The organism is Microbacterium sp. Root166, assembly GCF_001427145.1.
Classification (GTDB): Bacteria; Actinomycetota; Actinomycetes; order Actinomycetales; family Microbacteriaceae; genus Microbacterium.
In genome coordinates this window covers 157,211-172,645 of the sequence record NZ_LMGL01000004.1, presented here as the reverse complement: position 1 = coordinate 172,645, position 15,435 = coordinate 157,211, and the positions used below count along the sequence as shown (strand labels likewise).

Here is a 15,435-nt window from a genome sequence, read left to right as displayed (position 1 = left end):
CGGTGACCTCGAAGGAAGGGATGCGGGCACGGCTCGCTGCAACAACGGCCATCACGGACTCCCTTCGTCGTCATCGGTCTTGCGGTCGGGTGACACACTACCCACACGCGACTCGCGCAGCCGTCAACCGTTATGCGATCGTCTCCGAGGGCCGGGGCAACACGATGCGCACGGCGTCGGCGCCGGCGGAGAGCAGCCATGCCCTTCCCCGGCCCGCCTCGCAGTAGGGCGGCAGCTCGCGCGAACCGGTGAGCAGCCGGAATTCGGCCGCGCACGAGGTGTCGATCACGAGGTCGTGGTCTCCCCGCACCTCGGAGAGCAGCCGCCAGTTGCGCTGCCAGTCGTCCGGCTCGCCCACGAGCAGCACCGGCCCCTCGCCGGAGCGGGACGGGTCCGCGACATGGTCGTCCAGCGCCACCGCGCGGATCCCGTCCTGCTCCCACTGCGACAGGACCGCGCGTGCAGCCGGTGACCGGCGGATGGCAAGGCCCGTGAGCCCGGCGCGCGGATGCCAGGCAACAGGGGCGTGCACGATCTCGACCGGAACGGGAGGACTGAGCGCGATCTGCGCCGCAGCGCCGTCGATCACCGCGCGTCCGGCCGGTGCGGCCGGATCGAAGCGCGCCGGGTCGGCTCCGGCGGCGACGTGCTCGGCGCGCGAGGGGAACGGCAGGAAAAGCCGGCGCGGGAAGTGGTCGACGAGGCGCGAGACCGTGCCGCCGGCTCGATGCGCACCGGCCGCAACGAGCAGGCCCGCGGAGCCGGCACGGCGGAGAAGGTCCTCGATCCGTTCGAGCACGACGTGCGCATGGTCCGGCGGCAGGCGCCCGGCGAGAGCGTCCAGATCGTCTACGACGATCAGCGTGCCAGGCGCGGGCGGGTGCGCGGCGAGCTCGGCGACCGCGTCCCACAGCGGCTCGCCCCCGCCGGGCAGACGGATCACGTCACCATCCGCCTGCGCGGCCAGCAGCGACAGCGTATTCGACACTCCGGAACCGGGTCCGCCGATCACGAGGAGCGCCCGCTCCCGTCGGCTCAGGCCGAGGACGCGCTGACGCTGGCGCTCGGGCTCATCGACGAGTGCGAGCAGCAGGTCGTCCCCTCCCGGTGCACGGGTTCGGAGCTCGTCGAGTGTCACGCGCTGCGGCAGCGGCGGGAGCCAGGGGCGGCGCGGGATCTCGTCGCCGGCCATCAGCGCAGCCGTCTCGACATCCGCGGGCTCCGACAGAGCGGCGCGCACCGCGTACGGCGCGCTGTCGCCGGCCCGCCGAACGAAGGCCTGACCGCGGCCGGCCACGCCACCGGGCAGGTGGGCCGCGTCGTCGGTGCCGATCACGGTGCGGCTGTCCGCCGCGTCGGTCACGCGCAGACTCACCCGCAGCGGGCAGTTCGTGAGCAGACCGTCGCGGATCACCCCGGACGCCCGCTGCGTACCCAGGATCAGGTGCATGCCGAGCGCCCGGCCGCGGGCTGCCACATCGGTGAAGACGGCGTGCAGCTCGGGGTGATCGCCCAGCAGCGCGGCGAACTCGTCGACCACGATCACCAGCCGGGGAACCTCCACCCGCGCGTCGAGGACGTCGCGCGCGCCGGCTCCGGCGATCGTGGCCTCGCGCCAGCGCATCTCCGCGCGGAGACTCTCGATGGCGCGCCTCGCCCCGGTGCCGTCGAGGTCCGTGAGCACGCCGGTGACGTGCGGAACGCCGGCGAGCGCGTCGAAGGCGGTTCCGCCCTTGAAGTCGGCGAGGAGGAAGGTGACCTCACGCGTGGAGTGGCTGCGGCACAGCGCGAGGATCCAGGTGATCAGCAGCTCGCTCTTGCCCGACCCGGTCACACCCGCGACGACGGCGTGCGGTCCGTCCGCGACGAGGTCGAGCACGGCCGGGTCCGGTCCCGCCAGACCCACGACCGCGGCGAGTGCGCCCGGCCGTCGGTCGACGGTCGCATCGGGCAGCGAACCGAGCCTGAGCGGGCCCGCGGATGCCGGAAGCAGCCCGAGTGCGCGCTCGGCCCGGGTCGACAGCATTCCCGCGATCGCCTCGGCCTGCTCGACGGCCACGGCCTCGACACGCACCACGACCGGATCGCTCCCGAACGCGACACGGGCGTCATCGAGCGAGCGCACCGTGAGCACGGCCCCGCAACGCGGCGGCAAGGGCTCGCCCGGGATGCACCGGGCGATCGCCATGTCGGCGTCCGCGGGGATCTGCTCTCCCGGTGAGACCAGTGCCAGGCGGATCTTCCCGCCCCGGCGACGATGGGGCATGCGCTCGGCCCACGCCAGGTCGCCGCGCAGCGCTCCCACGAGGGCGAGCTCGCCCGGCGGGGCCGCGAGGCAGAGCTGCACCGCGAGTGCACGCTGGACCGCGGCACCAAGCACTTCGGGGCCGACGACCGCGACACCGCGCGAGGCCGGAAGCACCACCGGCGCCTCCGGCAGCCGTGAGGCCCGTGCGCGCAGGGCGGCCGCCGCCGCGTCGCCCTCGCCGCCTGTCACCCGGACATCGCTGACCACGTCGCCCTGACCGATCAGGAGAGCGCCCGTCCGCCAGGGCGCATCCCTCCAGACCTCGTCGTCGCGGGCCAGGAACGCCGCCACGTCGGGGTGACGGGCCCGCGCGCGCCGTCGCTCCTCGCCGTGGCGATCCTCGATGGCCCGGGCGACCTGAGCACGCGCCCGGTCGGCGTCGCGCTCGTGCCGGCGCCTCCCGCGCCGGGCGCTGCGCGCGGCATCCGCGAGCGTCGCGACGGCGATCAGCGGCCCCAGCAGGGCCAGCCACAGCGACAGCACGGACCCCGTGACGAGCCACAGCCCGACCGCGCCCACGATCGGGACGAATGCCGCGACGATGGGGACGGGCGGGCGCGGCGGCGCCGTCCAGGCATCCGGAAGACTCAGCGGCTCGGACGAGATGACGTCGGGCGACTCGAACGGCGACGGGGTGGGCGGTGAAGCGGAGTGACGCACGCCCTCAGTTCAGCGCGCCTGAGCGTGACTCCCCCGGCGAACCGGGGAATCGGGGATGCGTCAGCTCTCGCCGTGGGCTGGGGAGGAGTCGTCGTGGTCGGCCGCGCCATCGGCGGCATCGGCCTGGTCGGAGGGCCACGAGACGTCGAGCACGATGACCGTCACGTTGTCGCGGCCCCCGTTCTCGAGCGCGGCGTCGAGCATCGCCGCCACGGCATCCGCCGGGTCGGGATTCTCGTCGAGGAAGTGACGGATGCCGTAGTCGGTCAGCTCTTTCGTGAGCCCGTCCGAGCAGATCACGAAGCGGTCGCCGTCGGCGACGTCGAGCCGCACGTAGTCGGGCGTGACGCCCTCGCTCGGTCCGACCGCGCGTGTGATCACGTTGCCGTACGGGTGGTTCTCGGCCTCTTCCGGGCTGAGCCGGCCCGAGGCGATGAGCTCCTGAACGACCGAGTGGTCGGTGGTGATCTGCACGATCGAGCCGTCACGGAGCAGGTACACCCGGGAGTCCCCGACGTTGAGCGTGACCCAATGAGGGGCGTCGCCGCTGGTGTCGAGGTACACGCCGGTCAGCGTCGTGCCGGTCCCGTCGTCGGTGGCCTCCGGGTGCGAGGCGATGTCCCGGACGGCACGCTCGATGGCCTTCTCGATCGCCTTGGGGTCGATCGAGCCGGCCTCGGCGACCGGCTTGAGCCGGTCGATCGTCGACGCGCTGGCGATCTCGCCGCCGACGTGCCCGCCCATGCCGTCGGCGACGACGAACAGCGGAAAGACCGCGAGGAGCGCGTCCTGGTTGACTTCGCGGCGGCGTCCGGTGTCGGTCACTGCGGCCCACGACAGCACGAGTGACCCGCCGGGCACACTCACCGTCTGGGAGTGGGTGGATACCTCGGGCACGCCCTGTCCTCCCACATCGGCTGTCGCGAGGCCGGACGGCCTGCTTCGTCCTCACATACTAGTGGGTTCCTCTGTCGCGGCCGGGGCGCCGATCGCGTGCGACGCGCCGGACGACGAGACGCCGACGGCGATCGGGTCCTCGAGCACCTCCTCGTCCATCGGGGCCTCGAACTGCGCGTTGTAGAGGCGCCAGTAGGCGCCCTTGGCCACGAGCAGCTCGTCGTGCGTGCCCTGCTCGACGATCGATCCGTCCTCCATCACCAGGATGAGATCGGCGTCGCGGATCGTCGACAGGCGGTGCGCGATCACGAAAGCTGTGCGATCGGCGCGCAGGCGCGACATCGCGCGCTGGATCAGCAGCTCCGTGCGGGTGTCGACGGAGCTGGTGGCCTCGTCGAGGATCAGGATGCGGGGATCGGCCAGGAACGCGCGCGCGATCGTGATCAGCTGGCGCTCCCCCACGCTGAGGTTCGTGGCCTCGTCGTCGAGCACGGTGTCGTAGCCGTCCGGGAGGGCATGGACGAAGCGGTCCACGTACGCGGCGGTGGCCGCGGCGACGATCTCCACCTCCGACGCATCCGGCCGCCCGTAGGCGATGTTCTCGCGGATCGTGCCGGAGAAGAGCCACGTGTCCTGCAGGACCATGCCGGTGCGGGCACGCAGGTCGTCGCGGGTCATGAGGAGCGTGTCGACTCCGTCGAGGGTGATGCGCCCGGCGTCGACGTCGTAGAACCGCATGATGAGGTTGACCAGGGTCGTCTTGCCGGCCCCGGTCGGACCCACGATCGCGACGGTGCTGCCGGGCTCGGCCGCCAGCGACAGATCCTCGATGAGGGGCTTGTCCGCCGCATACCGGAAGGAGACCCCCTCGAACGCCAGCCGGCTGGCTGCGGCATCCGCGGTCTCGGCGGGATCGGCATCCGGATCCTCCTCCGCCTGGTCCAGCAGTTCGAACACGCGCTCTGCGCTGGCCACCCCGGACTGGAGCAGATTCGCCATCGAGCCGAGCTGGCTGAGCGGCTGCGTGAACTGGCGCGAGTACTGGATGAACGCCTGCACGTCACCGATCGAGAGGAGGCCTGCGGCCACCTGCAGTCCGCCGACCACGGCGATCGCGACGTAGACCAGGTTTCCGACGAACATCATCGAGGGCATGATGATGCCCGAGATGAACTGGGCGCCGAAGCTCGCCCGGTACAGCTCCTCGTTCTCGGCCAGGAAGTCCGCCTCGACCTCCTTCTGGTGCCCGAACACCTTGACGATGGAGTGTCCCGAGAAGGTCTCCTCGACGCGGGCGTTCAGCGTCCCGGTGGACTTCCACTGCGCGGCGAACAATTTCTGCGAGCGCTTCGCGACGACCACGGTGATCGCGATCGTCAGCGGGATCGTCACCAGCGCGATCACGGCCAGCAGCGGCGAGATGACGAACATCATGACGAGCACGCCGACGACCGTCAGCAGCGAGATCACGACCTGCGAGAGCGTCTGTTGCATGGTCTGACCGATGTTGTCGACGTCGTTCGTCACCCGGCTGAGGAGCTCGCCGCGCTGCACCTTGTCGAAGTACGCCAGCGGCAGACGGTGGATCTTGCCCTCGACGTCCAGGCGCAGCCGGTGCATGGCGCGCTGGACGACGCCGTTGAGGATGCGGGCCTGCAGCCAGCCGAAGATGCTCGCGAAGACGTACACCGCGAGGACTCCGCCGAGGATCCAGGCCAGCTGGGTGAAGTCGATCCCCGCGCCCGGCGTGAAGTCCATCGCGGCGATCATGTTCGCCTGATCCTGGTTCCCGTCTGCGACGAGCTGATCGACCACCTGCTGCTTGGTCGCGCCCGCGGGCACCTGGAGCGAGATGAAGCCGGCGAAGACCACGTTCGTCGCGTTGCCGAGCAGCTTCGGGCCGATCACGGTGAGCGCCACCGACACCACGGAGAACATCAGCACGATCACGAGCGCCGCGCGGTCGGTGCGGAGCGTCCCGAGCAGTCGCTTCGCGCTCGGGCCGAAGGTCTTCGCCTTCTCTCCGCCGGTCGCCACGCCCATGGGCCCTCGCTGCATCGGCATCCGCTGGGGCGCACCCCGCTGCACGCTGGTCATGCCGCCGCCTCCGCCGCGAGCTGGGATTCCACGATCTCGGCGTAGGTCTCGCAGGTCTCGACGAGCTCGTCGTGGGTGCCCAGGCCCACCATGCGGCCATGGTCGAGGACGATGATCTGATCGGCGTGCCGGATCGTCGACACGCGCTGCGCCACGACGATCCGCGTGGCATCGGGGAGCCTGGTGTCCAGCGCGCGGCGGAGCGCGGCATCCGTTCCGAGATCCAGGGCCGAGAACGAGTCGTCGAAGATGTACACCTCGGGGCGTTTCACCAGGGCCCGGGCGATCGCGAGGCGCTGCCGCTGCCCGCCCGACAGGTTCGTGCCGCCCTGCGCGACGGGCGCCTCGAGCCCCTCGGCGAGTGCCGCGACGAAGTCCTTCGCCTGGGCGAGCTCGAGGGCGTCCCACAGCTCCTCGTCGGTCGCCTCGGCGTTGCCGTACCGCAGGTTCGAGGCGATCGAGCCCGAGAACAGGAACGCCCGCTGCTGCACCAGGCCGATCCGCTGCCAGAGCTCGTCGGGGTCGTACTCGCGGACGTCGATGCCGTCCACCTTCACGGCGCCCGCCGTCACGTCGAACAGGCGCGCGACCAGCCCCACCAGCGTCGTCTTGCCGGCGCCCGTCGAGCCGATGATCGCCGTCGTCGAGCCCGGCGGCACCGTGAAGCTGAGGTCGTGCAGCACGGCGTCTTCGGCCCCGGGATAGGCGAAGTCGACATCGGCGAACTCGACGCGTCCTGACGCAGCCGGGACGGATGCCGGAGCCGATGGCGCGGCGACCGACGGCGCCGTGTCGAGGACCTCGCCGATGCGGTTCGCGCACACGGCGGCCCGCGGGATCATCACGAACATGAACGTCGCCATCATGACGCCCATCAGTATCTGCATCAGGTACTGCAGGAAGGCGAACAGCGTGCCGATCTCGACGCCGTTGTCCTGCACCTGGAAGGCGCCGAACCAGATCACGGCGACGCTCGAGACGTTCATCACCAGCATGACCGCGGGGAACATCAGGGCCATCAGGTTGCCGGCCCGCAGCGCCGTCTCCTGCACCTGGTCGCTCGCGCCGGCGAAGCGGGCACGCTCCTCGTCCTCGCGGACGAAGGCACGCACCACCCGGATGCCGGTGAGCTGCTCGCGCATGATCTGGTTCACCCGGTCGATGCGCTTCTGCATCGTGGTGAAGGCCGGCACCATCCGCCACACGATCAGCCCGACGATGATCAGGAGCACCGGGATCGCCACCGCCATCAGCCACGCCAGTCCGGCGTCCTGGCGGACCGCCATGATCACTCCGCCGATCGCCAGCATCGGGGCCGAGATCATCAGGGTCGCCGACACCTGCACGAGCATCTGCACCTGCTGGACGTCGTTCGTGTTGCGGGTGATCAGCGACGGGGCGCCGAACTGACCGACCTCCCGCTGCGAGAAGGCGACCACACGATGGAAGATGTCGCGTCGGACGTCGCGACCCATCCCCATCGCCAGCCGTGACCCGAAGTACACCGCGACGATCGCGCAGGCCACCTGCACCAGGCTGACGGCGAGCATGACGCCGCCGGTTTCCCAGATGTAGGGGATGTCACCGGTGACGACGCCGTTGTCGATGATGTCGGCGTTGAGGGTCGGCAGCAGCAGCGACGCGATGGACTGGGCGAGTTGGAACACGACGACCGCGACGATGAGCGACCAGGCGGGGCGCAGATAGCGCACCAGGAGCTTTCCGAGCACGAGGGTCCCTTCGCTGCGCCGGCCGCGATCGCGGCGCGCGCACAGACTGCGACGCTACGCCCCGTCACCGGGGCGTGACAACAGTGCGCGTACGCCCTCGGCGAACCGTGACGTGGAGGGGTCAGACTTTGGCGCCGGGGTCCTCGGGCAGCGGGAACAGGGCGTCGATGGCGGCCAGGTCCTCGGTCGTCGGCACCCAGGCCGTCGCGGCAGCCGCGTTGCCGCGCACCTGCTCCGGGCTCGTAGCGCCCGCGATCACGCTCGCGAGCGCGGGGCGCGAGAGCAGCCAGCCGAAGGTGGCCTCCAGCATGGTGATGCCGCGCTCGTCGCAGAACGCCTGGAAGGCCTCGAGGGCATCCCACGGCGCCTCCTCCCACACGTGCTTCCGCTGGCGCATGATGCGGGAGTCCGCCGGCGCGTGGTCGCGCGAGAACTTGCCCGTCAGCAGCCCGTTGTGCAGCGGGAAGAACGGCAGGAATCCGAGACCGAACCGCTCTGCCGCCGGCAGCACCTCGCGCTCCGCGGCGCGGGCCAGCAGGCTGTAGTGGTTCTGTGCCGACACGAACGGCACCCCGGCGCGCTGCGCCGCGACGTAGTGCGCCTCGGCGATCTGCCAGCCCGACAGGTTCGAGTGCCCGATGTAGCGCACCTTGCCCTCGCGCACGAGGTCGCCGAGAACATCGAGGGTCTCCTCGATGGGCGTCTCGGGGTCCGGGGTGTGCAGCTGATAGAGGTCGATCCAGTCGGTCTGCAGACGGGTGAGGGATGCCTCGGCCGCACGTCGCACGTAGGTGCGGGACGCCTTCGCCCCCGACACCCCGTAGCCCATGTCGCGGCCGGAGTGGCCGAACTTCGTCGCCAGCACCACACGGTCACGGCGGCCGCGCAGGGCCTCCCCCATGAGAGTCTCCGAGAGCCCGGGATCCTTGCCGTACATGTCCGCGGTGTCGAGGAACGTCACACCCGCGTCGATGGCGGCGTCGAGCACCTCGCGGGTGCCCTCCAGCGTCTCGGTGCGGGTGCCGGGGCGGCCGAAGTTGTTGCAACCGAGGCCGACGGCGGAGACGAGCAGTCCGGAGGCGCCGACGCGGCGCGAGGAGGCGGTGGTCATCCGTCCACGTTAGCCCGCGAGGACCCGCCGGGGACGCGAGAACCCCTCGCCACGAGGGCGAGGGGTTCTCGGATGCGCTACGGCCGCGGGGCGTCGGGCGCCGCGGGCGGCTCGTCCGTGGCGGGCGGTTGCCACGCGGGCGGCTCGGTCGCGGGGGGCGGCGTGACAGGCGGCTGTGCCGCTGCCGGGGGCGGTGTCGCCGGGCCGGCGGGCGCGGCAGGAGCCTGGGGCGGCGTGTAGGCGGCCGGCGGCTGGTAGCCCGTCGGCGGCTGGTAGCCGGCCGGCGGAGCGTAGCCGGCCGGTGCCGCGGCTCCCGGTCCAGCCTGGCCGACGGGGGCACCGGGCTGTACGGGGACGCCGTCCCACACGACGGTGTCCTTGAGGAACGAGTCCGCCCAGGCAGCACGCGGAATGTTGGGGTTCCACGGCGTGTGCGAGAAGGCGAGGATGCCGAGCCAGATCAGTCCGCCGACACCGGGGATGAGCCACAGCAGCAGCAGCGGCCAGTCCTTGCCGAGCTTGAGCCCGACGCGCCAGCCTGCCAGGACCATGGCTGCCACGAGGACGAGCGAGAAGATGAAGCCGATCCCGGGGATCTGTCCGAGGACGGCTGATGCGACGACGGCCGCCAGCATCACCCACGGCGAGAGATCGCCCAGCTTGGCGAAGATCATCAGGTTGTAGACGGGCACCCACGCGCGCCACTTGCCCTGCACCCCGGCCTTCTCGAAGATCTTCATCAAGAAGAAGGAGCCCACCACGTAACCGGCGATGGCGAAGAGGAACAGCAGCGGGATGAGCACCAGGTAGAACGCGACGAGCGCTCCGGTTCCGTAGTCGTCGTACATGTAGCGACCTCCAAGAGTCGATGTGCGGCGCACCCGACGCGCCGCAGGGGCTCATGCCCCGCAGGTCACATGCTAGTGATGCCGCAGACCGCATGTCAGCAGACACGACCGTTTCGGGGGCTGACCATCCGGGCGTCCGGTGGGTAGCCTGAGCATCATGACCGACGCCACCCCTCCCGTCCCGCCCCTTCCGGACCGCCCCGCCGCCGAGGCCGCTCGGGCGATCGGCGCCCCCGGATCGTCGTCAGCGGCTCCCGTGTACGACCCTGCGACCGATCCCGACAACACCGGAGTCCCCACGTCGCTGCACGACGACGCCACCGCCGTCGGGCGCGGGTTCTTCTCGGCGCTGTTCGACCTGAGCTTCCGCACGTTCATCACGCGCCGCCTCGCGAGCATCTTCTACCTCGTCGGCCTCATCGCCATCGCGATCGGCTTCGTGGTGTATCTCGTGAACGGGATCGTCGGCGGCGTCTCGCTGCTGTGGCTCAACACCGGCGCAGGCATCGCGGCGATCATCGCCACCGTCATCATCGTCCCGCTGGTCGCCTTCATCTCGATCATCGCGCTGAGGTTCGTGATCGAGGCGGTCGTCGCGCTCATCGCCATCGCCGAGAACACCGAGCGCACCGCGCAGCACACGCGGCGCTGAGTCAGGCGAACAGCCTGATCTCGCCCGGCTCGCCGGACTCGACCCGCAGGCCCGAGGCATCCGCCCAGCGGACCAGTCCGGTGAGCGACGAGACGCGGGGACGCTCCTGCGCCAGCCGGCGCACGAGCGCTCCCTTGGCGTGCTTGTTGAAGTGATTCAGGGCGCGCACCGCGCCGCCGCCGTCGTCCGAGACCACGCGCACGTAGACCGACGCGACCGACCGGGGCACAGGACCCAGAGCGACGTACGCCTCGGACCGGAGGTCGAGGACGAATCGCGGCGTGCTGTCCTCGATGGCGGCGGTCACGGCATCCGCCCACACCCGCTTGAGACCGGGCAGCCCCGGAAGCGACGCGGCCGCGCCGAGCCGATAGGCCGGGATGGCATCGAGCGCGCCCACCGGGCCGAACGGGGCCGAGTGGATCGCCACGTGAGCCCCGAGCCACCGGCGCGACGCCGCCGGCAGCGAGGCGGCGTCGAGGGCGTCGAAAAGCACGCCGGTGTAGCGGTCGACGGCGGCCATCGTGGGCGAGTCCCGCAGCATCCCGTTCGCCTCGATCTCGCCTCGCTGACCGGCGCTGAGCTTGAGGACGCGCATCGCCGCGTCCTCATCGCCGGCGAGAGCGACCAGCGCGTCGACGACGGCCGCCCGCTGCGGCGCGAGGGACGGGAAGGCGAGGGATGCCGCGTCCAGCGCGCGCCCGCGACCGCCGGGACGCTTGGTCTCGGACGGCGGAAGAAGGATCAGCATGATGCTCCCGGAAAGACGTCTCGGCCGGCCCCCGTGCGGGGACCGGCCGAGATCTGAAGTGTTCGCGTCAGGAGATGAGCGCCGCGTTGCCCGCGACGACCGTCAGGTCGTCACCCTCCATCGAGAGGAAGCCGTCCTGGGCGTTGGCCACGATCTTCGTGCCCGAGGTCTGGGTGATGCGCACCTGTCCCTCGGCGAGGATCGCCAGCACCGGCTCGTGACCGGTCATGAAGCCGATCTCGCCCTCGACGGTCTTGGCGACGACGAGCGACGCCTCTCCCGACCAGACCTCCGCGTCGGCGGAGACGAGACTCACGTGGAGCGGCATGATCAGCCGTTCTCCTTCTGGATCTGCGCCCAGCGCTCTTCGACGTCGTTGATGCCGCCGACGTTGAAGAATGCCTGCTCGGCCACGTGGTCGAAGTCGCCCTTGACGATCGCGTCGAACGACTCGATGGTCTCCTTGATCGGGACCGTGGAGCCCTCGACGCCGGTGAACTTCTTCGCCATGTAGGTGTTCTGCGAGAGGAACTGCTGGATGCGACGTGCGCGCGACACGACGATCTTGTCTTCTTCGGAGAGCTCGTCGACACCGAGGATCGCGATGATCTCCTGCAGTTCCTTGTTCTTCTGCAGGATCTGCTTCACGGCGGTGGCCACGCGGTAGTGGTCGTCACCGATGTAGCGCGGGTCGAGGATGCGGCTGGTCGAGGTCAGCGGGTCGACGGCCGGGTACAGGCCCTTGGACGCGATCTCGCGCGAGAGCTCGGTCGTGGCGTCGAGGTGCGCGAACGTGGTCGCCGGCGCCGGGTCGGTGTAGTCGTCGGCGGGGACGTAGATCGCCTGCAGCGAGGTGATCGAGTGACCGCGCGTCGAGGTGATGCGCTCCTGGAGCACACCCATCTCGTCCGCGAGGTTGGGCTGGTAGCCCACCGCGGACGGCATGCGGCCGAGCAGCGTGGAGACCTCGGAGCCGGCCTGCGTGAAGCGGAAGATGTTGTCGATGAAGAGGAGCACGTCCTGCTTCTGGACATCGCGGAAGTACTCCGCCATCGTCAGCGCCGACAGGGCCACGCGCAGACGCGTTCCCGGCGGCTCGTCCATCTGGCCGAACACGAGCGCGGTCTTGTCGAAGACGCCCGCCTCTTCCATCTCGTGGATGAGGTCGTTGCCCTCACGGGTGCGCTCGCCGACACCGGCGAACACCGACACACCACCGTGGTCCTGCGCGACGCGCTGGATCATCTCCTGGATGAGGACGGTCTTGCCGACGCCGGCACCGCCGAAGAGGCCGATCTTTCCACCCAGCACATACGGGGTGAGAAGGTCGATGACCTTGATGCCCGTCTCGAACATCTGGGTCTTGGACTCCAGCTGGTCGAAGTTCGGGGCCTTGCGGTGGATGGGCCAGCGCTCGGTGATCTCGATGGTCTCGCCGGGGGCGCCGTTGAGCACCTCGCCGGTGACGTTGAAGACCTTGCCCTTGGTGACGTCGCCGACGGGAACGGTGATCTGCTCGCCGGTGTCGCGCACCTCCTGGCCGCGCACGACGCCGTCGGTGGGCTTCAGTGCGATGGCGCGAACGAGGTCGTCACCGAGGTGCTGGGCGACCTCGAGGGTGATCTCGTTGGACTCGCCATCGATCACGATGGTGGTCTTGAGCGCGTTGTAGATGTCGGGGATCGAGTCGTGCGGGAACTCGATGTCGACGACCGGACCGGTCACCCGCGCGACGCGGCCGACGACGGCCGTCGCGGTCTTCTCTGAGGTGAGGCTCATGGCTTCTTCTCTTTCGTATGGTCTATTTGCTCGACGAGAGAGCGTCGGCGCCGCCGACGATCTCAGCGATCTGCTGCGTGATCTCCGCCTGGCGCGCGTTGTTGCGCAGGCGGGTGTAGTTGGTGATGAGCTTGTCGGCGTTGTCGCTGGCCGACTTCATCGCCTTCTGCGTCGCGGCGTGCTTGGCCGCCGACGACTGAAGGAGGGCGTTGAACACGCGGCTCTGGATGTACACCGGCAGGAGTGCGTCGAGCACCGTCTCGGCGTCCGGCTCGAACTCGTAGAGCGGGTACACCTGAGCGGATGCCGATTCCTCGGCCTCGACGACCTCGAGAGGCAGCAGGCGCACGGTCTCGGGCGTCTGCGTCATCATGCTGACGAAGCGGTTGTAGACGAGGTTGATCTCGTCGACGCCGCCGTCTTCGCCCCCGCGGTCGTACGCCGCGAGCAGGCTCGCCGCGATCTCTTCCGCCGTGGTGAAGTGCGGGGTGTCGGTGTCACCCGTCCACTCGGCCGCGGCCGCCATGCGACGGAACTGGAAGTACCCGACGGCCTTGCGACCGATCAGGTAGAAGACCGGCTCTTTGCCCTGCTGCTTGAGCAGCTCGGCGAGCTCGAGGCCCTCACGGAGGATCTGCGAGTTGAACGCGCCCGCGAGGCCACGGTCGGAGGCGAAGATCACGACCGCCGAACGGCGGATGACCTCGCGCTCCTTCGTGAGCGGGTGCTCGACGTTCGAGTGCGTCGACACGGCGGAGACGGCTCGCGTCACGGCACGCGCGAAGGGCGACGACGCGCGCACACGCGCCATCGCCTTCTGGATGCGCGAAGCCGCGATGAGCTCCATCGCCTTCGTGATCTTCTTGGTCGTCTGAGCAGTGCTGATCTTCTGCTTGTAGACCCGGAGTTGTGCGCCCATGGTGGTAGTCCGGTTTCGCCTTAGCGGCGACCCTTGACGATCTTCTCCTGGTTGACGTCCTCGGCCTCGGCTGCTGCGACCTCTTCGTGGCCGGGCTTGCCGATGGCCTGGCCCTTGCCGGCCTGGAACTCGAGGATGAAGGCATCGGTCTTCGCCGTGAGCTCGGCCACCGTGTCGTCGTCGAGGACGTTGGTCTCACGCAGCGTGTCGAGCACGGTGGTGTTGCGACGGAGGTAGTCCAGCAGCTCGCGCTCGAACGACAGCACGTCCTCGACCTCGATCGAGTCCAGCTTGCCGTTGGTGCCGGCCCAGATCGAGACGACCTGCTCCTCCACCGGGTACGGCGAGTACTGCGGCTGCTTGAGCAGCTCGGTCAGGCGCGCGCCGCGGGCCAGCTGACGACGGGATGCCGCGTCCAGGTCGCTCGCGAACATCGCGAACGCCTCGAGCGAGCGGTACTGGGCCAGCTCGAGCTTGAGCGTGCCGGAGACCTTCTTGATCGACTTGACCTGTGCGTCACCGCCGACTCGCGAGACCGAGATGCCGACGTCGACCGCGGGACGCTGGTTGGCGTTGAACAGGTCGGACTGAAGGAAGATCTGGCCGTCGGTGATCGAGATCACGTTGGTCGGGATGTACGCCGAGACGTCGTTGGCCTTGGTCTCGATGATCGGGAGACCCGTCATCGAGCCGGCGCCGAGCTCGTCGGACAGCTTCGCGCAGCGCTCGAGCAGACGCGAGTGCAGGTAGAAGACGTCACCGGGGTACGCCTCGCGGCCCGGCGGGCGACGCAGGAGCAGCGAAACGGCACGGTAGGCCTCGGCCTGCTTGGTCAGGTCATCGAAGATGATGAGGACGTGCTTGCCCTGGTACATCCAGTGCTGGCCGATGGCCGAGCCGGTGTAGGGAGCGAGGTACTTGAAGCCGGCGGGGTCCGAGGCGGGAGCTGCGACGATCGTCGTGTACTCCATGGCACCGGCGTCCTCGAGCGCGCCCTTGACGGCCGCGATCGTGGAGCCCTTCTGACCGATGGCGACGTAGATGCAGCGGACCTGCTTGTTCGTGTCGCCCGAGTCCCAGTTGGCCTTCTGGTTGATGATCGTGTCGATCGCGATCGCCGTCTTGCCGGTCTGGCGGTCGCCGATGATCAGCTGACGCTGACCGCGGCCGACGGGGATCATGGCGTCGATCGCCTTGATGCCGGTCTGGAGCGGCTCGTGCACCGACTTGCGCTGCATGACGCCGGGCGCCTGAAGCTCGAGGGCACGGCGGCCTTCGATCGCCGTGATGGCGCCGAGTCCGTCGATCGGGTTGCCGAGCGGGTCGACCACGCGGCCGAGGTAGCCCTCGCCGACGGGGACCGAGAGGACCTCGCCGGTGCGGGTGACGGCCTGGCCGGCCTCGACGCCGGAGAACTCTCCCAGGACGACGACACCGATCTCGTGCTCGTCCAGGTTCTGAGCGAGGCCGAGCGTGCCGTCCTCGAACGTCACGAGCTCGTTCGCCATGACGCCGGGCAGGCCCTCGACGTGGGCGATGCCGTCGGCGGCGTCGATGACGGTGCCGACCTCGGTCGCCGCTGCCCCGGTGGGCTCGTAGGCGGCGACGAAATCCTTCAGCGCGTCACGGATGACGTCGGGGCTGATTGACAGTTCTGCCATGGTCTTCCCTTTGCTTTCAATA

The 15,435-nt window shown here is 69.8% G+C and carries 12 protein-coding genes; 1 reads left to right on the top strand and 11 read right to left on the bottom strand.

From position 1 onward, the window contains the following. Positions 1 to 130: 130 nt before the first annotated feature. From ASD56_RS15105 to ASD56_RS15080, 6 genes are all read right to left on the bottom strand, one after another. A complete protein-coding gene (locus ASD56_RS15105; RefSeq protein ID WP_055967718.1) occupies positions 131 to 2,968 on the bottom strand; it encodes an FtsK/SpoIIIE domain-containing protein in 2,838 nt (945 codons plus the stop codon). A 60-nt stretch (positions 2,969 to 3,028) separates the two neighbouring features. Then, positions 3,029 to 3,865 (bottom strand): PP2C family protein-serine/threonine phosphatase, encoded by an 837-nt coding sequence (locus ASD56_RS15100; RefSeq protein ID WP_055968167.1) that lies wholly within the window; start codon positions 3,863 to 3,865, stop codon positions 3,029 to 3,031. Positions 3,866 to 3,916: 51 nt separating this feature from the next. Continuing rightward, positions 3,917 to 5,962, bottom strand: a complete 2,046-nt coding sequence (locus ASD56_RS15095; RefSeq protein WP_082541524.1) for an ABC transporter ATP-binding protein — start codon at positions 5,960 to 5,962, stop codon at positions 3,917 to 3,919. Then, the gene (locus ASD56_RS15090; protein ID WP_055967715.1) at positions 5,959 to 7,692 is read right to left on the bottom strand and encodes an ABC transporter ATP-binding protein; all 1,734 of its coding nucleotides are present in this window, start codon (positions 7,690 to 7,692) and stop codon (positions 5,959 to 5,961) included. Before ASD56_RS15090 ends, ASD56_RS15095 begins: the two co-directional genes overlap by 4 nt. Before the next feature lie 121 nt (positions 7,693 to 7,813). After that, positions 7,814 to 8,803, bottom strand: a complete 990-nt coding sequence (locus tag ASD56_RS15085; protein WP_055967711.1) for an aldo/keto reductase — start codon at positions 8,801 to 8,803, stop codon at positions 7,814 to 7,816. A gap of 77 nt (positions 8,804 to 8,880) precedes the next feature. Next, positions 8,881 to 9,651: a hypothetical protein gene (locus ASD56_RS15080; protein WP_055967708.1), complete on the bottom strand. Its 771-nt coding sequence runs from the start codon at positions 9,649 to 9,651 to the stop codon at positions 8,881 to 8,883. Positions 9,652 to 9,808: 157 nt separating this feature from the next. On the opposite strand from ASD56_RS15080, the gene ASD56_RS15075 reads away from it, so the two are divergent. Continuing rightward, positions 9,809 to 10,303 (top strand): DUF4282 domain-containing protein, encoded by a 495-nt coding sequence (locus ASD56_RS15075; RefSeq protein WP_055967705.1) that lies wholly within the window; start codon positions 9,809 to 9,811, stop codon positions 10,301 to 10,303. A 1-nt stretch (position 10,304) separates the two neighbouring features. On the opposite strand, the gene ASD56_RS15070 is transcribed toward ASD56_RS15075, so the two are convergent. The 5 genes from ASD56_RS15070 to atpA form a co-directional block, all read right to left on the bottom strand. Then, positions 10,305 to 11,054, bottom strand: a complete 750-nt coding sequence (locus ASD56_RS15070) for a YaaA family protein (RefSeq protein WP_055967702.1) — start codon at positions 11,052 to 11,054, stop codon at positions 10,305 to 10,307. A gap of 67 nt (positions 11,055 to 11,121) precedes the next feature. After that, on the bottom strand, positions 11,122 to 11,382 hold the full coding sequence (locus ASD56_RS15065; RefSeq protein ID WP_055967699.1) for a F0F1 ATP synthase subunit epsilon: 261 nt from the start codon (positions 11,380 to 11,382) through the stop codon (positions 11,122 to 11,124). A 2-nt stretch (positions 11,383 to 11,384) separates the two neighbouring features. After that, entirely contained in the window at positions 11,385 to 12,833 is a 1,449-nt protein-coding gene (gene atpD, locus ASD56_RS15060) for a F0F1 ATP synthase subunit beta (protein ID WP_055967697.1), read from the bottom strand. A gap of 22 nt (positions 12,834 to 12,855) precedes the next feature. Continuing rightward, on the bottom strand, positions 12,856 to 13,752 hold the full coding sequence (locus tag ASD56_RS15055; protein ID WP_055967694.1) for a F0F1 ATP synthase subunit gamma: 897 nt from the start codon (positions 13,750 to 13,752) through the stop codon (positions 12,856 to 12,858). A gap of 20 nt (positions 13,753 to 13,772) precedes the next feature. Then, a complete protein-coding gene (atpA, locus tag ASD56_RS15050) occupies positions 13,773 to 15,413 on the bottom strand; it encodes a F0F1 ATP synthase subunit alpha (RefSeq protein ID WP_055967692.1) in 1,641 nt (546 codons plus the stop codon). Positions 15,414 to 15,435 lie beyond the last annotated feature (22 nt).